The sequence below is a fragment of the Streptomyces sp. NPDC001153 genome (assembly GCF_053598315.1).
This window is the reverse complement of the sequence record NZ_JBSFJZ010000020.1, coordinates 29613-47097: the sequence shown is the minus strand read 5'-3', so window position 1 is coordinate 47097 and position 17485 is coordinate 29613. Positions and strand designations below refer to the sequence as shown.

Sequence of the window (17485 nt, the reverse complement as noted above, 5' to 3'; positions counted from 1 at the left end):
GCCTTCATGCGGGTGGCGATCATCGGCGGCGGCCCGGGTGGCCTGTACGCGGCAGCTCTCCTCAAGCGGCTCGATCCCACCCGTGAGGTCACCGTCTGGGAGCGCAACGCCCCGGACGTCACCTTCGGCTTCGGGGTGGTCCTCTCCGACGAGACCCTGGGCGGCATCGAACACGCCGACCCCGTGGTGTACGAGGCGCTGCAGCGGCGCTTCGTGCGGTGGGACGACATCGACATCGCCCACCGAGGCACCTGCCAGACCTCCGGGGGGCACGGCTTCGCGGCGGTGCGCAGGCGGACCCTGCTGAAGATCCTGCACGAGCGCTGCCTCTCCCTCGGCGTGACCATCGCCTTCGGCACCGAGGCCCCGCCCCCGGACGAGCTCTGCCGGACCCACGACCTCGTCATCGCCGCCGACGGTGTGCACAGCACCACCCGCGAGACCTACGCCCAGGTCTTCCGCCCCCGCATCACCGAGCACCGCTGCCGGTACATCTGGCTCGCCGCCGACTTCGCCTTCGACGCCTTCCGTTTCGAGATCGCCGAGACCGAGCACGGCGTCATGCAACTGCACGGCTACCCCTACGCGCCCGACGCCTCCACCGTGATCGTCGAGATGCGCGAGGAGGTCTGGCGGGCCGCGGGATTCGACGAACTCGGGGCGGACGAATCCATCGAGCGCTGCGCCAAGATCTTCTCCGAAGCGCTGCGCGGCCGCCCGCTGCACTCCAACAACTCCACGTGGACCACCTTCCGCACGGTGGTCAACGACCGCTGGTCCCACGGCAACGTCGTCCTCCTCGGCGACGCCGCGCACACCGCCCACTTCTCCATCGGCTCCGGCACCAAGCTGGCCGTGGAGGACGCCCTCGCACTAGCGGCGTGCCTGCGCGAACAGCCCACACTCGAAACAGCACTGGCGGCGTACGAGGAGGAGCGCAAACCCGTCGTCGCGTCCACCCAGCGCGCCGCCCGCGCCAGCCTCGAATGGTTCGAGAACCTGGGGCTCCACCTCGGCCAGCCGCCCCGGCAGTTCGCCTTCAACCTGCTCACCCGCAGCCGCCGCGTCACCCACGACAACCTCCGGCTGCGCGACGCCCGCTTCACCGAGGCGGTCGAGCGCGAGTTCGGCTGCCCGCCCGGCACACCCCCGATGTTCACCCCGTTCCGGCTGCGCGGCCTGACCCTGCGCAACCGGGTCGTGGTGTCGCCGATGGACATGTACTCCGCCACCGACGGCGTCCCCGGCGACTTCCACCTCGTCCACCTGGGCGCCCGTGCCCTCGGCGGGGCCGGGCTCGTCATGACCGAGATGGTGTGCGTGAGCGAGGAGGGCCGCATCACCCCCGGCTGCGCCGGTCTCTACACCGGCCGGCAGGCCGAGGCGTGGCGGCGGGTCACCGACTTCGTGCACAGCCGGTCACCCGGCACCGCGATCGGCGTGCAGCTCGGGCACTCCGGCCGCAAGGGCTCCACGAGGCTGATGTGGGAGGGCATGGACGAACCCCTGCCCCGCGGCAACTGGCCCCTGGTCGCCGCCTCCCCGCTGCCGTACAAGCCGGGCAGCCAGACCCCGCGGCAGCTCTCCCGGGCCCAACTCACCGACATCCGCGAGCAGTTCACCGCCGCCGCCTGGCGCGCCGCGCGGGCCGGGTTCGACCTGCTCGAACTGCACTGTGCGCACGGCTATCTGCTCTCCGGCTTCCTCTCCCCGCTCACCAACCGGCGCACCGACGCCTACGGCGGCTCGCCGGAGCGCCGGCTGAGGTTCCCGCTGGAGGTCTTCGACGCCGTACGCGCGGTGTGGCCGGCGGAGCGGCCCATGACGGTGCGCATCTCGGCCACCGACTGGGCCGAGGGCGGAACGACCGCCGAGGACGCGGTGGAGACCGCCCGCGCCTTCGCCGCGCACGGGGCCGACGCGATCGACGTCTCCACCGGGCAGGTGGTGGCCGAGGAGCGGCCGGAGTTCGGGCGGTCGTACCAGACGCCGTTCGCCGACCGGATCCGGCACGAGGCGGGTGTGCCGGTCATCGCCGTCGGCGCGATCTCGTCCTGGGACGACGTCAACTCCCTGATCCTCGCGGGGCGTACGGACCTGTGCGCGCTGGGCCGTCCGCACCTGTACGACCCGCACTGGACCCTGCACGCGGCGGCCGAGCAGGGCTACGAAGGCCCCGGCGTCGTCTGGCCCGCGCCCTACCGCGCGGGCAGCCGCCGCCCGCAGACCGGCCGCACGGACGCGCCGAAGCCACGGTTGACCCTCGGCGGATGACTGTCGGTGCCGTCTGCTGTACTCGACTCCTGGGGGCAGTGAGACGAACGGAGACATCATGGGCGTGTCGCACGAGTACTTCCTCGCCGGCGACCGGGGCACGGCGATGGGGCGGGTCATCGGGCCGGACGGTGAGTGGCTGGGCTTGGACGGGCTCGATGTGGGGAACATGGACCCTCATCTGGCGCTGCCCCGGCTGATCACCTTCGCCGCGGGTATACCGCCCGCCCGCGGGGAGGGGCCCGAACTGGTCTCGCCCCTCCCGGACGAGGTGCCGTACCCCCATGAGACACCGGTGGTGTCCGCGACCGCCTGGGACGACGGGTCGTTCCTCGGGGAACTGCCCGACGCCTGGCGGGACGCGCTCGCCGACGTGGTCGAGGACGCGGTGCCGATGCTCGCGCTCCAGGCGTGCGACATCGCTGAGGCGCACTTCTCCGACTACCTGCACGCCGAGGACAGCATCCGCACGTTCGTCGGCCTGGCCCAGCGCGCCCGGACGGAGGGAGCACACCTGTACTGCCTGACCTCCCTGTGACACCGCCCCGTCTCACACCCCCGCGAACTGCGCCCCCGCGTCCCGCAGCAGCCTGTGCAGCCCCTGGAACACCTCCGCCGAGCGCACGCCCGGCCAGCCCTCGGGCAGCAGCCGGCCGGGCAGACCGGGGTCGGTGTACGGCAGGTGGCGCCAGGAGTCGAGTGCGAGGAGGTAGTCGCGGTAGGCCTCCTCGGGCGGGGTGCCCCTGCGCCGCTCCCAGGCCCGCAGGACCGGGGCTTGCGCGTCCAGGAACCGCTCGTGCTCCTTGGCGATCGCGGCCAGGTCCCACCAGCGGCCGACCGCCTCGGCCGTCGGGGCGAAGCCCAGGTGCTCGCCGCAGAAGAGGTCGACGTACGGGTCCAGGTGGAGCCGGCACAGGGTGTGCCGCGTCTCCTCGTGGAGACGGGCCGGGGCGATCCACACCCCGGGGGCCGCCGTGCCGAAGCCCAGGCCGGCCAGCCGGGAGCGCAGCACATGCCGCTTCTGCCGCTCCGACTCGGGCACGGAGAACACCGCGAGCACCCAGCCCGTGTCCTCCATGGGCGTGGTCGCGTAGATGCGCCGGTCGCCGTCCTCCAGCAACTGCCGTGCCTCGGGCGAGAGTTCGTAGCCGGCCGCGCCCTGCTCCGTGCGGGCCGGCAGCAGCAGGCCGCGCCGTTTGAGCCGGGACACCGAGGAACGGACGGAGGGCGCGTCCACGCCGACCGCGGCCAGGAGCCGGATCAGCTCGGCGACGGGCACCGGGCCGGGCATGTAGCGGCCGTACGCGCCGTAGAGCGTGACGATGAGGGACCTGGGGGCGTGCTGCTCGGACACGTTGATCATTTTAGGTCGTCGGCATCACTGCCGGTCACCTTCGCTGCGCAGCCGGAAGCGCTGGAGCTTGCCGGTGGCGGTGCGCGGGAGCGCGTCGAGGAAGACGAACTCGCGCGGGCATTTGTAGGGTGCCAGTTCCGACTTGAGGAACACGCTCAGGGCCTCCGGGTCGCGCCGGGCGCCCTCGCGCAGCACGGTGTAGGCGACCACCACCTGTCCGCGGGCCTCGTCCGGGCGGCCCACCACCGCCGTCTCCACCACGTCCGGGTGGCGCAGCAGCGCGTCCTCCACCTCGGGTCCGGCGATGTTGTACCCGGCGGAGATGATCATGTCGTCGGCGCGGGCCACATAGCGGAAGTAGCCGTCGGGCTCGCGGACATAGGTGTCGCCGGTGATGTTCCAGCCGCCGCGCACGTACACGCGCTGGCGTGGGTCGGCCAGATAGCGGCAGCCGACCGGGCCGCGCACGGCGAGCAGGCCGGGCTCGCCGTCCGGCACCGGCGTGCCGTGCGCGTCCTGCACCCGCGCCTGCCAGCCCGGGACCGGCACCCCCGTGGTGCCCGGTCTGATCCGCTCGTCGGCCGCGGAGACGAAGATGTGCAGCAGCTCGGTCGCGCCGATGCCGTTGATGAGGCGCAGTCCGGTGCGCTCGTGCCAGGCCCGCCAGGTGGCCGCGGGCAGGTTCTCGCCGGCCGAGACACAGCGCCGCAGCGACGAGACGTCGTACCCGTCGAGCTGCTCCAGCATGGCGCGGTAGGCGGTCGGGGCGGTGAACAGGACCGAGACGCGGTGCTCGGCGACCGCGGGGAGCAGCCGGCGCGGGCCCGCCTCCTCCAGGAGCAAAGAGCTGGCGCCGGCCCGCATCGGGAAGACCACCAGGCCGCCCAGGCCGAAGGTGAAGCCGAGCGGGGGGCTGCCGGTGAAGACGTCGTCCGCGCGCGGGCGCAGCACGTGCTTCGAGAAGGTGTCCGCGATCGCCAGCACGTCCCGGTGGAAGTGCATGCACCCTTTCGGGCGACCCGTGGTGCCCGAGGTGAACGCGATCAGGGCCACGTCGTCGGCCGCGGTGTCGACGGCCCGGTACGGCGTGTCGGGCGTGGGGCGGTGGAGGAGGTCGTCGGGGCCGTCACCGCCGTACGTCGTGATCCGCAATCCGGGGATGTCGGCCTTCGCCAGGTCCGCCACCGACCGGATGTCACACAGCGCGTGCCGCACCAGGGCGATCTCGCACATGGTGGCCAGCTCGTGCGGGCGCTGCTGGGCCAGCACGGTGACGGCTATCGCGCCCGCCTTGAGCACGGCCAGCCAGCAGGCGGCGAGCCAGGGCGTGGTGGGGCCACGCAGCAGTACCCGGTTGCCGGGCACCACGCCGAGGTCACCGGTGAGCACGTGCGCGATCCGGTCGACGTGCGTGCGCAGCTCGCCGTACGTCCAGGGGGGACCGGCCGGGGTGCGGAAGACCGGGCGGTCCGCCTCGGCGTGGTCCAGGAGTTCCGCGGCGCAGTTCAGCCGCTCGGGGTAGCGCAGCTCCGGCAGGTCGAGGAGCAGCTCGGGCCACTCGTCCGGCGGCGGCAGATGGTCGCGCGCGAAGGTGTCGACATGGGCCGAGCGATGCATGGCGGTTCGCCCCCTTGCCGTGACAAGCGTCGAAGACGGGCGTCGTGGTGGGCACCGGCGTCCTGGTGGCTCGCGCCTCGAGCGTATCGTCTTGGTGACGGCAGTCAACCTTTCGCGATAACGTCGGTGGGGAGCCGGGGGCAGGCCCAGGGGGATGCCCAAGATGCCCCGGACGGCGAACGGGAAGGGTCAGGTCGGCCCGGACCGGAGGGAGGACCGGCAGTGCCCGCATTCTCGCTCGAACCGCACGCGACCGCCTGGTGTGCCGAGCTGCGCACCATGGCCGCCGAACGGCTGCGCCCGCTGGCCGACAAGGGCGAGCCGGGCCGCGTCAACCGGCCGCTCCTCGCCGAACTCGGCCGACTGGGCCTCCTGGCCCGGCTGTTCACCTCCGGCGCCCTCGACCTGTGCCTGATGCGGGAGTCCCTCGCCCAGACCTGCACCGAGGCCGAGACCGCCCTCGCCCTGCAGGGCCTGGGCGCCCATCCGGTGCACGCCCACGGCAGCCCCGCCCACCGCGAGCACTGGCTGCCCCGCGTCGCCGACGGCAGCGCGGTCGCCGCGTTCGCGCTGAGCGAGCCGGGGGCCGGTTCGGACGCGGCCGCGCTGTCCCTCGCGGCCGAGCCCGACGGCCCGGACGGCTGGCGGCTCATCGGCGCCAAGAGCTGGATCTCCAACGCCCCCGAGGCCGACTTCTACACCGTCTTCGCCCGCACCACACCCGGCGCCGGAGCCCGGGGCGTGACCGCCTTCCTCGTCCCCGCCGACCGGCCCGGACTCACCGGCACCGCCCTGGACATGCTCTCGCCGCACCCCATCGGCGCCCTGGACTTCGACGCCGTGCCGGTCACCGCCGCCGACGTGCTCGGCGAGGCCGACCGCGGCTTCGCCGTCGCCATGGGCACCCTCAACCTCTTCCGCCCCAGCGTCGGCGCCTTCGCGGTCGGCATGGCCCAGGCCGCGCTCGACGCCACCCTCGGCCACACCCGCCGCCGCGAGGCCTTCGGCGGCAGGCTGATGGACCTGCAGACCGTCTCCCACCAGGTCGCCGAGATGGGCCTGCGCACGGAGGCGGCCCGGCTCATGGTGTACGCGGCGGCGACGGCGTACGACGAAGGCGCGGCGGACGTGCCGGGGCGCGCCGCGATGGCCAAGCTGCTCGCCACCGAGACCGCGCAGTACGTCGTCGACACCGCCGTCCAGCTGCACGGCGCCCGCGCCCTGCGCCGCGGCCACCTCCTGGAACACCTCTACCGCGAGGTGCGCGCCCCGCGCATCTACGAGGGCGCGAGCGAGGTCCAACGGGGCATCATCGCCAAGGAGTTGTACGCCAAGACCGAGGAGGCGTCCCGGTGACGACCGAGCGTGTCAACCCGCCCGAGCTGTCCCCGCCCACGGGGTTCTCGCACGCCGTCGTCGCGTCCGGCTCGCGCGTGGTGTTCCTCGCGGGCCAGACCGCCCTCGACGCCGACGGCAAGATCACCGGCGACACGCTCCCCGAGCAGTTCGAGCGGGCTCTCGGCAACCTCCTCGCGGCGCTGCGCGCGGCCGGCGGCACCCCCGCCGACCTCGCCCGGGTCACCGTCTACGCCACGGACATCGCCGCCTACCGCGCCCACGCCGGCCGGCTCGGCCGCATCTGGCGGGAGTCGGCGGGCCGGGACTACCCGGCGATGGCCGTCGTACAGGTCGTACGGCTGTGGGACGAGCGGGCGATGGTCGAGCTGGACGGGTTCGCGGTGCTGCCGTAGCCGCCGGGCGGTGCCGCCGGCCGGAGTTCCGTGGCGTTCAGGCCGCCGCCGCGACGGCGAGCCGTTCCGCCGGGACCCGGCACGGCGGGACGACGCTGCCGTCCGCGTGCAGTTCGCCGCTGTCGTCGAACACGATCGAGCCGTCGCACAGCAAGGTCCAGCCCTGCTCGGGATGGGCGGCCACCGGGTGTCGCAGGGCGGGGCCGGACGCGGGGCACGAGGACCGGTTGGAGCACATGGCGCACCTCCACATCGGGATGTGAGGGGCCGGCGGATGCGGCCGCGGGCCCGTCATACACAGACCATGCTCCCGCCGTGAACGCCCCGGAACCGCGCGCCGTGAAGCGTGACAACACCCGGACAACTCCCGGACGCTTCCATGACGCGCCACCGATGGGGTGACGGTCACGGCCGACGGCCCGGCCGACCGGTACCAGTGGAACCCACTGTTCCGTGGATCCGGAGGTACCCGTGCCCGTACGCCCCGCTCTCGCCGCGGCCCTCGGCGCAGCCGCCCTGCTGTGCGCCGCCGTCCCCTCGGCCGCCGCCGACCCGTCCGAGACCGAGACCGTGACCGTCGATCCGACCGGCCACATCGCCAAGGACGGCACCATCACCCTCACCGGCACCTACCGCTGCTCCGGGACCGCCGGCATCGCCTTCGTCAGCTCCTCGATCAGCCAGGGCGACCGCACCAGCGTGTACGGCATCGGCGGCACCCCCGCCCAGTGCGACGGCGCGGAGCACCACTGGGAGAACTCCGGCAAGATCTCGCCGAAGTCCCTGAAGGCCGGCAAGGCCCATGTGCAGGCGACGGTCACCGAACTGCGCTCCGGCGACCTGCTGCTGTTGCTGCCGGCCTTCCACGCCCTGAAGGAACAGGACGTCAAGCTCACCCAGAAGTGACGGTCGTCCGTACGCGAGGGGTCAAGGCGAGCCCCGGTCGTGGACCACCCGACCCGGGCCCTGTGCGACGTCACCCCTGCGCCGGGCGCCGCAGGGCGGCCACGAACTTGTACCGGGAACCCCGGTACACCGAGCGCACCCACTCCACCGGCCGGCCCTCCGCGTCCCGCGAGTGCCGGGACAGCAGCAGCATCGGCAGCCCCACGTCGGTGGCGAGCAGGTGTGCCTCGCGCGGTGTGGACAGCGAGGTCTCGATGGTCTCGTCGGCCTCGGCGAGATGGACGCCGTACACCTCGGCGAGCGCCGTGTACAGCGAGGGATGGGTCGCCAGCGAGCGGCGCAGGCCGGGGAAGCGCCGCGCGGACAGGTGGGTCGTCTCGATCGCCATGGGATCACCGCTGGCAAGCCGCAGCCGCTCGATACGCAGGACGTGCTCGCCGATGCCGATGCCGAGCAGCTCCGACAGGCGCTGGTCGGCCGGGATCTCCCCGATGTCCAGCACCTGCGAGGCGGGGGTCAGGCCCTGGGCGCGCATGTCCTCGGTGTGCGAGGTCAGTTGGAGCGTGCGGTACAGCTTGGGCTGGGAGACGAAGGTGCCCTTGCCCTGGATCCGGTCCAGCCGGCCCTCTCCCACGAGTTCCGTGAGCGCCTGCCGGATGGTGGTCCGCGAGGTGTCGAACCGCACGGCGAGCAGCCGTTCGGCCGGCATCGCCGAGCCGGGCTGCAACTCCTCGGCCATGGCGAGCAGTTGCTGTTTGATCCGGTAGTACTTCGGCACGCGCGCGGTGCGGCCGGACGCCCCCCTGTGCGGCTGGGCGCTGCTGACGTCGGTGGTCATGCCTGCCTTCCCGGCTGTGTCGACGGTCTCCCGTTATAGCGACCAACTGCCCTATGGTCTAGTCCAACCCGCCCGCTCAGGTCCGGTCCAACCGATGCCCGGGTGAATCGGACGGATGCGGACGGACGCGCTCCGGTGACGTTCTCGTAACGGCCGGAATCGGCTTCCGGGACCACCCTTGACACCCCGAAAGGTCTAGGCCAAGCTCCACCGTACTGGTCTACACCATTAGTGGCCAGGTCCCGAGCCCTACGTGCAACAGCGTCGTACGCAGGTCACCGCCGAGGGCGTGGGGGGTTAGTGGCATCCCTGAGGAGGGTGGCGTGAAGCGCAAGCTCGCTGCCGCGATCGTGATCGCGGGCATGATGGTCTCCGTTGCGGCGTGTGGCGGAAACGGCGGCAAGGACAGCGGCAAGGACGCGGGACCGAGCAGTTGGAAGGGCCAGACGCTCACCGTCTGGACCATGGACGGCTCCGCGCCGCCGCAGTGGAGCAAGGACGTCCAGGCCGCGTTCGAGAAGAAGACCGGCGCGAAGCTGAAGTTCGAGATCCAGAAGTGGGACGGGATCCAGCAGAAGATCACCACCGCCCTCTCCGAGGACAACCCGCCGGACGTCCTGGAGGTCGGCAACACCCAGACCCCCGCCTACGCGGCCACCGGCGGCCTCGCCGACCTGAGCGACGTCAAGCAGTCGATCGGTGCCGACTGGACGCCCTCGGTCTCCCAGTCCTCCGTGTACCAGGGCAAGCAGTACGCCGCCCCCTGGTACTTCGCCAACCGCGTCGTCATCTACAACAAGGCCATCTGGGCGAAGGCCGGCATCACGTCCACCCCGAAGACCCGCGACGAGTTCTTCAAGGACCTGCAGACCATCGGCAAGAAGACCGACGCCGAGCCGCTCTACCTGCCGGGCCAGAACTGGTACTTCCTCGACGGCCTGATCATCGGCCAGGGCGGCGACCTGGTGAAGAAGCAGGGCAGCACGTACGTCTCCAACCTCGCCGACCCGAAGGTCGCCGCGGCCATGGACCTCTACAAGCAGTACGCCTCCTACTCCAAGGCGCCCAAGGACAAGGACGAGGCCACCCCGCAGCAGGCCACGGTCTTCGCCAAGGGCAAGACCGGCGCGTTCATCGGCATGGGCTGGGAGGCCGCCACCGCCATCCAGGCCAACAAGTCCATCGAGAAGGACCTCGGCTACTTCACCATCCCGGGCGCCACGGCCGACAAGCCCGAGGGCGTCTTCCTCGGCGGCTCCAACCTCGCCGTCGCCCAGAACAGCAAGAAGCAGTCGCTGGCCAAGGAGTTCCTGAAGATCGCCCTGTCCGACCAGTACGAGGGCGAACTGTCCAAGCTCAACGGGGTCATCCCGAACAAGACGGCCCTGCAGAGCAACCTCAAGGGCAACGGTGCCGCCGAGGCCGCCGCGCCCGCCGCCGCGGTCGGCGGCACCACCCCGCTGATCCCGGAGTGGGCCGCGGTGGAGAACACCCCGAACCCGATCAAGTCCTACATGACCGCGGTGCTGAACGGTAAGGCTCCGGCTGCGGCCGCCAAGGACGTCGAGGCCGAGATCGACAAGCGCCTGGCCCAGAAGAACTGATGACCACGCCGGGGGCGCCGCGCGGCGGCGCCCCCGGATCGGTCGTTCCCACGGCCGGTTCGGCCACGGAAGAGATGGCAACACATGTCAGTGCAGACCCAAGGCACGGACACGGCCGGTGGGCCCGCTGTCCGCAAGGCCCGGATACCGGGGCCGCCGCGGGGCGCGGACCGTGACTCCGGGTCCCCGTCCCGCCGCGGTGCCGCCGCCCCCTACCTCCTCCTGCTGCCCGCGCTGCTGGCCACCGTGGTCCTGCTCGGCTGGCCCCTGGTCAAGAACGGCATGCTGTCGTTCCAGAACCTCAACCCGCGGCAGCTCATCCAGCACCTCACCGAGTGGAACGGCGTCGACAACTACCGGCAGGTGCTGTCCGAGCCGGAGTTCTGGCACGTCGTCGAGCGCACCGTCTTCTTCACCGCCGCCAACGTCGTCCTCATCATGGTGCTCGGCACCCTGATCGGACTGCTGCTGGCCCGGCTCGGCAAGCGGATGCGGCTGCTGCTCATGGTGGGCCTCGTCCTGGCCTGGGCGATGCCCCCCATCGCCGCCACCACCGTCTACCAGTGGCTGTTCGCCCAGCGCTTCGGCGTCGTCAACTGGACGCTGGACAAGCTCGGCTGGCACTCCATGGCCGACCACAACTGGCTGGGCAGCCAGTTCTCCACCTTCTCCGTGGTCGTCCTGCTCATCGTGTGGCAGTCGATCCCCTTCGTGGCGATCAACCTGTACGCCGCCACCACCACGATCCCCAAGGAGCTGTACGAGGCCGCGTCCCTGGACGGCGCCGGCGCCTGGCAGAGCTTCACCTCGGTGACCCTGCCCTTCCTGCGGCCCTTCCTGTACGCCACGACCTTCCTCGAGGTCATCTGGGTCTTCAAGGCGTTCACCCAGATCTTCGCCATCAACCAGGGCGGCCCCGACCGCCTCACCGAGACCCTGCCGATCTACGCCTTCGTCGAGGGCGTCGGCAACCAGCACTTCGGCGTCGGCGCGGCGATCTCCTTCCTGACCATCCTGGTACTGCTCGTCATCACCTCGTACTACCTGCGCATGGTGCTCAAGCAAGAGGAGGACGAGCTGTGAAGCGCTCGCTCATCGGCCGTATCTGGCCCGGCGCGACCGCCGTCGTCCTCTTCGTCGGCTTCGCGTTCCCCGTCTACTGGATGTTCGCGACGGCCCTCAAACCGACCGGCGACATCATCTCCGACAACCCGGTGTGGTTCCCGACGAACGTCACCCTCGGCCACTTCAAGAAGGCGATCCACGCCGACCACTTCTGGACCCTGGTCGTCAACTCCGTCACCGTCACGGTCCTGTCGGTGGTCTTCTCGCTCGTCATCGCCCTGTTCGCGGCCTTCGCGCTCGCCCGGATGCGGTTCAGGGGCCGGCGCGGGCTCATCGTGACGTTCATGCTGGCGCAGATGGCCCCCTGGGAGGTCCTGATCATCGCCATCTACATGATCGTCCGCGACAACGACATGCTGGACAGCCTGGTCCCGCTCACCGTCTTCTACACGATGATGGTGCTCCCGCTGACCGTCCTGACCCTGCGCGGTTATGTGGCCGCCGTACCGAAGGACCTGGAGGAGGCGGCCATGGTCGACGGCTGCACCCGCACGCAGGCCTTCGTCCGGGTCATCTTCCCCCTGCTGGCTCCCGGTCTGATGGCGACCTCGCTGTTCGGGTTCATCACCGCCTGGAACGAGTACCCGCTCGTCCTGATCCTCAACAAGGACATCGAGAAGCAGACGCTGCCGCTGTGGCTGTCGCAGTTCCAGACCGCCTTCGGTGACGACTGGGGCGCCACGATGGCCGCCTCGACCCTGTTCGCGCTGCCCATCCTGATCCTCTTCATCTTCCTGCAACGCAAGGCTGTCAGCGGCCTGACCGACGGCGCCGTGAAGGGATGACCCCGCCGATGACCACACTCGCCACCACTGGGTCTGACAGCGGCTCCGCCGCGGGCGACACCCTCACCCGGGACGCCCTCGCGGTGCTGCAGCCGGGGTTCGACGGCACCACCGCGCCCGACTGGGTGCGCCGCCGCCTCGGTGAAGGGCTCGCTTCCGTGGCTCTGTTCGGCCGCAACGTCGTCACCGAGGAGCAAGTCACCGCGCTCACCAAGGAGTTGCGGGCCGAACGCGACGACCTGCTGGTCGCCATCGACGAGGAGAGCGGCGACGTCACCCGCCTCGACGTGCGCACCGGCTCCTCCTTCCCCGGCAACCACGCCCTCGGCGCCGTCGACGACCCCGGTCTCACCCGGTCCGTCTCCCGCGAGCTGGGCCGGCGCCTGGCCGCCTGCGGCGTCAACTTCGACTGGGCGCCGTCCGCCGACGTCAACGCCAACCCCGACAACCCCGTCATCGGCGTCCGCTCCTTCGGCGCGAGCACCGACCTGGTGGCCCGGCACACCGCCGCCTGGGTCGAGGGCCTGCAGTCCACCGGCGTCGCCGCCTGCACCAAGCACTTCCCGGGCCACGGCGACACCAACGTCGACTCCCACCACGCCGTACCCCGCATCGACGTCGACGCCGACACCCTCCACGCCCGCGAGCTGCCCCCCTTCCGCGCGGCCATCGCCGCCGGTACCCGCGCCATCATGAGCGCCCACATCCTCGTGCCCGCGCTCGACCCGGACCGACCCGGCACCCTCTCCCGCCGCATCCTCACCGAGCTGCTGCGCGAAGAACTCGGCTACCAGGGCCTGATCGTCACCGACGGCATGGAGATGCGCGCGATCTCCGGCACCTACGGACTGGAACACGGCGTGGTCCTGGCGATCGCGGCCGGCGCCGACGCCATCTGCGTCGGCGGCGGGCTGTGCGACGAGGGCACCGTGCTCAGGCTCAGGGACGCGCTCGTGGCCGCCGTACGCTCCGGCGAACTGCCCGAGGAACGGCTGGCCGACGCCGCCGCCCGGGTCCGGGACCTGGCCCGGTGGACGGCCAGGGCCCGCAGCGGCGCGGCGAACACCGAGCCGAACCCGGAGATCGGCCTGGTCGCGGCCCGCCGCGCGCTGACGGTGACCCGCGCGGGCGCCGCCGCACCGGCCACCGCACCGGTGTACGTCGCCCAGTTCGAGCCGGCCCGCAACATCGCCGTCGGCGACCAGACCCCGTGGGGCGTGGCCGCCGAGCTGGAGCGGCTGCTGCCCGGCACCGCCTCCGCCTCCTTCACCGGCGACGACGCGGGCGGCGCGGCTCTCGCCACCGCCGACGGCCGGCGGATCGTCGCCGTGGTCCGCGACGAACACCGGCACGACTGGATGCGCTCCGCGCTCGACACCCTGCTCGCCGCCCGCCCGGACACCGTCGTCGTGGAAATGGGCCTGCCCCAGGCCCCGCCGCGCGGCGCCCTGCACATCGCCACCTACGGCGCCGCCCGGGTCTGCGGCGTGGCGGCGGCCGAGGCCGTCGTGGCGGGCTGAACCCACTCGCTCCACCGGCCGCCCGCCGGCGCGGGCGGCCGGGTCGACCGTGCTCTTCTCCCGGATCCCCACCGCTGTTGTCCGCACGTGTTGTCCAGAGGAATCGCATGCAGACGCCCCACCCCTTCCTCCACCGGGCGGCCTCCACCCGCCCCTACTTCAGCGCCGACGGCGAGACCTACCTCGCCCCGGCCCCCCTGCGCCACCTCGAGAAGTCCCAACCCCTCAGGGTGCTCTCCGCGGAGGACTTCGCCTTCTGGCAGACCTACGGCTACGTCGTCGTACGCGAGGCCGTCACCCCCGGCGAGGCCAAGCAACTCCTCGACTTCGCCTGGGAGTTCACCGGACTCGACCCCGACGACCCCGAAACCTGGTACGCGGAACCCTCGTTCCGCTCCGAACTCGACCAGCACCTGTTCATCTACGGCTTCGTCGAGGCCTACCACCACCAGCTCCTCTGGGACAGCCGCCAGACCCGGCGGGTCTACGACGCGTTCGTGGACGTCTGGGACTGCGAGGAGCTGTGGGTCACCCTGGACCGGCTCAACCTCAACCCGCCCAACACCCGCACCCGTTCCCGTTCCCTGATCGAGCCCACCGACGAGGGCTTCGACATCGAGCTGCACTGGGACGTCGACACCACCCTCGCCGTGCACCCCCAGCGCGTCCAGGGCATCATCGCCCTCACCGACACCCGGCCCGAACTCGGCGGCTTCCAGTGCGCCCCCGAGCTCTTCCGCCGCCTCGAGGAGTGGCGCCTGGCCCAGCCGCCCGGCCGCGACCCGGTCCGGCCCGGCACCGACCGCGCCGAGTTCCCGGTGATCCGCCCCGACCTCCAGGCCGGCGACCTGCTGATCTTCAACGGGCTGCTGGCGCACGGCGTCGCACCGAACCTCTCTGACAACGCTGTCCGAGCCGTCCAGTACCTGTCGATGATGCCCGCGCTGGAGGAGCACACCGCCCTGCGCGACTCCCGCGTCCACTCCTGGCGCACCCTCGCGACCCCCGACTGGAACGCCACCCTCCTCGGCGACGCCCGCCGGCCGGAGGCCGATCGCTACGGACCCGCGACGCTCACCCCGCTCGGCAGAAAGCTGCTCGGACTGGACTCCTGGGCCGCTGCCGCGGAAGAGGCACAGTGAACCGGATCTGCCTCTGCCTGCCCACCAACCGGGCCTGCTCCGCCACCCTGACCGCCCTCCACGCCGAGGCCGCCTACGCCGCCCAGCACCACGGCGCCGACGTCCAACTCCTCATCCTCGACTCCTCCGACGCCCGCACCCGCGCCGAGCACACCCGGGTCGTGGCCGGCCTCCACCCGGTACCCGGCGTCACCGTCCACCACTTCGGCGAGTTCGAGCAGCGGGCCTTCCTGCGCAGGACCATCGAGCGGGCCGGGCTGCCCGACGTCGACCGCCTCCTGCGCCTCATGCTCCCGCCCGCCGTCTCCTACGGCGCCTGCACCAACCGCGCCTTCCTGCTGGCCGCCGCCCTCGGCTGCGACTCGCTGCACCGCAGGGACTCCGACAGCGCCTACCAACTCCACGGCGGCGAGCCGGTGTTCCCCGTGCACCACGAGCTGCCCTGGCTGGGCCGTCCCGCCGCCGAGGCCACGGCCTCCGTCCCGCACACCGACCTCGGCCCGGCGCTGCCGGCCCGCCCGGTGTCATTGACGGGCGCCTCCTTCATCGGCGAACTCTCCGTCGACATCGGGGAGATACGACGCCTGGACGAGGGCGTGTACCACGACGTGGTCAGCCTCTGGGCGCCCGGCGACTGGCCCGAGGACCGCAAACGCCACCTGGTGGAGGAGTCCTTCACCGGCGCGGGCACGGCACCCTTCACCGGTGACCGGGCAACCCTCACCGTGGTCGACCCCATGCGCGTCGACATGTGCAACATCGCCTTCGACCGCGCGATCTACGAACGCATCCCGCTCCCACCCGCCACCGACACCATCGGCAGCGACTACTTCCTCCTCCATGTGGTCCACGACGCCGTTCTGCCCGGCATCCTGCACAACCGCCACATCGAGAACTTCCACACCCCCGAACGCCGCACCGACACCGGCTTCCCGGCCTACCAGCGGCGGTTCGTGAAGTTCCTCCTCTCCATGCTCCACTTCCACCACGTCTACGACCGCATGGCCGCCGAAGGTGTGGGGTTGCTGGACGAGCGGCATCGGGTACGGGCCGACCGGATCGTGGAGTTCCTGCGGGAGAGCACCGACCTGGACCGCGCGGAGAACGTCTGGCGACTGGACCGGGTGGACACGGCCTATCGCAAGCTGGGCGGCCGGTACGCGACGTTCGCCGACCAACTCGCGGAAGAGCGTGAACGGTTGTTGGACGAGGCGGAGTCGGACATGGAGGACTTCGCACACCTGGTCGAGGCCTGGCCGGCACTGATCAAAGCAGCCCGCACATGAGCGCCCCAAAGGGGCGCGGGGCCCTGTCTGATATGCGGCTACCGCCGCGTGGGCGCGATCAACCACGGCGGACCGGCACTCGCGCGACGGCACATCCGGGCACTTCCGCAGGCGCACTCGGCACCGCACTCGCCGCAGCCGAATCCGACCGCATCATCTACGACCTGACCGGCATAGAGCACCAATACGACGCCCTGCTCAACGAGTTGCCCGGCACCCACATTCGCTTCGCGCTCAAGGCCTGCCCCGTCGACGAGGTCCTGCACACCCTCACGGCCCGCGGTGCCGGATTCGACGCAGCAAGCCCCGCCGAAATCACCCAAGCCCTCCGAGCCGGCGCCCAGCCACACCGCATCCACTACGGCAACACCATCAAGTCCGACCACGACATCGCCGAAGCCCACCGCCTGGGTGTCCGCACCTTCGCCACCGACAGCATCGAGGACGTCACCGCCATCGCCGCGCACGCGCCCCGCGCCCGGGTGTTCTGCCGCCTCGCCACCAGCGGGGAGGGCGCGCTGTGGGGCCTGAACCGCAAGTTCGGCTGCGCCCCCGACGACGCCGTCCGCGTGCTGGAGACGGCCCGCGAGGCCGGACTCACCCCGGCCGGCCTGTCCGTGCACGTCGGCTCCCAGCAGATGACCGGCGAGGCCTGGCAGCAGGCCCTGGACACCCTCGCCGGGACGCTGGCGGCGCTGGCCGGGCGGGGGATCGTACCCGACCACGTCAACCTCGGCGGCGGTCTGCCCGCGCTGGGTTACCAGGACCGTCACGGCAACCCGCTCGACCCGCCCCTGGACAAGATCTTCGCCGTGCTCCGCGAGGGCATGGACCGGCTGCGCGACCTCACCTCCGCTCCGCTCGACTTCGTGATGGAACCGGGCCGCCACCTGGTCGCCGACCACGGTGCGGTCCGGGCCCACGTCTCCCGGCTGACCCGCCGCAGGCAGCCGGACGGCACCGTCGCCCACTGGCTCTACCTGAGCTGCGGAAAGTTCAACGGCCTCTATGAGATGGACCAGTTGACGCACCGGATGGTGTTCCCGGGCCACCTCGGAACACAGGAGCACGTCTCCGCGATCGTCGCCGGCCCCACCTGCGACAGCGACGACGCCTACGGCGAGGGCCGGCACCCGGTGCGCGTGCCGGCGTCCGTCACCTCCGGCGACCCGGTCTGGATCCTCTCCGCCGGCGCCTACGCCACCAGCTACACGACCCAGGGCTTCAACGGCATCCGCCCGCTGCCCTGCGTGTGCATCCGGGGCCAGGAAGGACACCACTGA

16 protein-coding genes are annotated in these 17485 nt (G+C 71.6%); 12 read left to right on the top strand and 4 right to left on the bottom strand.

Annotated features, from left to right (window positions below):
- Window positions 1–6: 6 nt before the first annotated feature.
- A complete protein-coding gene (locus tag ACWDEN_RS23210) occupies window positions 7–2274 on the top strand; it encodes a bifunctional salicylyl-CoA 5-hydroxylase/oxidoreductase (protein ID WP_450860021.1) in 2268 nt (755 codons plus the stop codon).
- Window positions 2275–2332: 58 nt separating this feature from the next.
- Complete coding sequence (locus tag ACWDEN_RS23205; protein ID WP_351612534.1) at window positions 2333–2812, top strand: hypothetical protein; 480 nt, start codon at window positions 2333–2335, stop codon at window positions 2810–2812.
- A gap of 12 nt (window positions 2813–2824) precedes the next feature.
- Here ACWDEN_RS23205 and ACWDEN_RS23200 read toward each other — a convergent pair whose 3' ends face one another.
- Both ACWDEN_RS23200 and ACWDEN_RS23195 read right to left on the bottom strand, forming a co-directional pair.
- Entirely contained in the window at window positions 2825–3637 is an 813-nt protein-coding gene (locus ACWDEN_RS23200; protein ID WP_351612536.1) for a PaaX family transcriptional regulator, read from the bottom strand.
- Window positions 3638–3652: 15 nt separating this feature from the next.
- Window positions 3653–5245 carry an AMP-binding protein gene (locus tag ACWDEN_RS23195; protein ID WP_351612538.1) on the bottom strand — a complete coding sequence of 531 codons (1593 nt, stop codon included), beginning with the start codon at window positions 5243–5245 and terminating at the stop codon, window positions 3653–3655.
- Window positions 5246–5467: 222 nt separating this feature from the next.
- Between ACWDEN_RS23195 and ACWDEN_RS23190 the strand changes: the two genes are divergently transcribed.
- Both ACWDEN_RS23190 and ACWDEN_RS23185 read left to right on the top strand, forming a co-directional pair.
- Window positions 5468–6601, top strand: a complete 1134-nt coding sequence (locus ACWDEN_RS23190) for an acyl-CoA dehydrogenase family protein (protein WP_450860020.1) — start codon at window positions 5468–5470, stop codon at window positions 6599–6601.
- Window positions 6598–6996 carry a RidA family protein gene (locus ACWDEN_RS23185; RefSeq protein ID WP_351612544.1) on the top strand — a complete coding sequence of 133 codons (399 nt, stop codon included), beginning with the start codon at window positions 6598–6600 and terminating at the stop codon, window positions 6994–6996. Before ACWDEN_RS23190 ends, ACWDEN_RS23185 begins: the two co-directional genes overlap by 4 nt.
- A 37-nt stretch (window positions 6997–7033) precedes the next feature.
- On the opposite strand, the gene ACWDEN_RS23180 is transcribed toward ACWDEN_RS23185, so the two are convergent.
- On the bottom strand, window positions 7034–7234 hold the full coding sequence (locus ACWDEN_RS23180; protein ID WP_450860019.1) for a DUF5999 family protein: 201 nt from the start codon (window positions 7232–7234) through the stop codon (window positions 7034–7036).
- A 233-nt stretch (window positions 7235–7467) separates the two neighbouring features.
- On the opposite strand from ACWDEN_RS23180, the gene ACWDEN_RS23175 reads away from it, so the two are divergent.
- Window positions 7468–7902, top strand: a complete 435-nt coding sequence (locus ACWDEN_RS23175; RefSeq protein ID WP_351612548.1) for a DUF6299 family protein — start codon at window positions 7468–7470, stop codon at window positions 7900–7902.
- Between the two features lie 70 nt (window positions 7903–7972).
- Here ACWDEN_RS23175 and ACWDEN_RS23170 read toward each other — a convergent pair whose 3' ends face one another.
- Window positions 7973–8740: a GntR family transcriptional regulator gene (locus tag ACWDEN_RS23170; RefSeq protein WP_450860018.1), complete on the bottom strand. Its 768-nt coding sequence runs from the start codon at window positions 8738–8740 to the stop codon at window positions 7973–7975.
- A 323-nt stretch (window positions 8741–9063) separates the two neighbouring features.
- Here ACWDEN_RS23170 and ACWDEN_RS23165 point away from each other — a divergent pair, with 323 nt between their 5' ends.
- The 7 genes from ACWDEN_RS23165 (at window position 9064) to ACWDEN_RS23135 (ending at window position 17485) form a co-directional block, all read left to right on the top strand.
- Window positions 9064–10344: an extracellular solute-binding protein gene (locus tag ACWDEN_RS23165; RefSeq protein ID WP_351612554.1), complete on the top strand. Its 1281-nt coding sequence runs from the start codon at window positions 9064–9066 to the stop codon at window positions 10342–10344.
- An 84-nt stretch (window positions 10345–10428) separates the two neighbouring features.
- Window positions 10429–11427 (top strand): carbohydrate ABC transporter permease, encoded by a 999-nt coding sequence (locus ACWDEN_RS23160; RefSeq protein WP_450860017.1) that lies wholly within the window; start codon window positions 10429–10431, stop codon window positions 11425–11427.
- Entirely contained in the window at window positions 11424–12254 is an 831-nt protein-coding gene (locus tag ACWDEN_RS23155; RefSeq protein WP_351612559.1) for a carbohydrate ABC transporter permease, read from the top strand. The genes ACWDEN_RS23160 and ACWDEN_RS23155 overlap by 4 nt, the downstream gene beginning before the upstream one ends.
- Window positions 12255–12262: 8 nt before the next feature.
- Window positions 12263–13774 (top strand): glycoside hydrolase family 3 protein, encoded by a 1512-nt coding sequence (locus ACWDEN_RS23150; RefSeq protein WP_450860016.1) that lies wholly within the window; start codon window positions 12263–12265, stop codon window positions 13772–13774.
- A gap of 107 nt (window positions 13775–13881) precedes the next feature.
- Window positions 13882–14916, top strand: coding sequence for a phytanoyl-CoA dioxygenase family protein (locus tag ACWDEN_RS23145; RefSeq protein WP_450860015.1), 1035 nt, complete (start codon window positions 13882–13884; stop codon window positions 14914–14916).
- Window positions 14913–16202 carry a DUF6271 family protein gene (locus ACWDEN_RS23140; protein WP_450860014.1) on the top strand — a complete coding sequence of 430 codons (1290 nt, stop codon included), beginning with the start codon at window positions 14913–14915 and terminating at the stop codon, window positions 16200–16202. Before ACWDEN_RS23145 ends, ACWDEN_RS23140 begins: the two co-directional genes overlap by 4 nt.
- A complete protein-coding gene (locus ACWDEN_RS23135) occupies window positions 16199–17485 on the top strand; it encodes a type III PLP-dependent enzyme (RefSeq protein WP_450860013.1) in 1287 nt (428 codons plus the stop codon). Before ACWDEN_RS23140 ends, ACWDEN_RS23135 begins: the two co-directional genes overlap by 4 nt.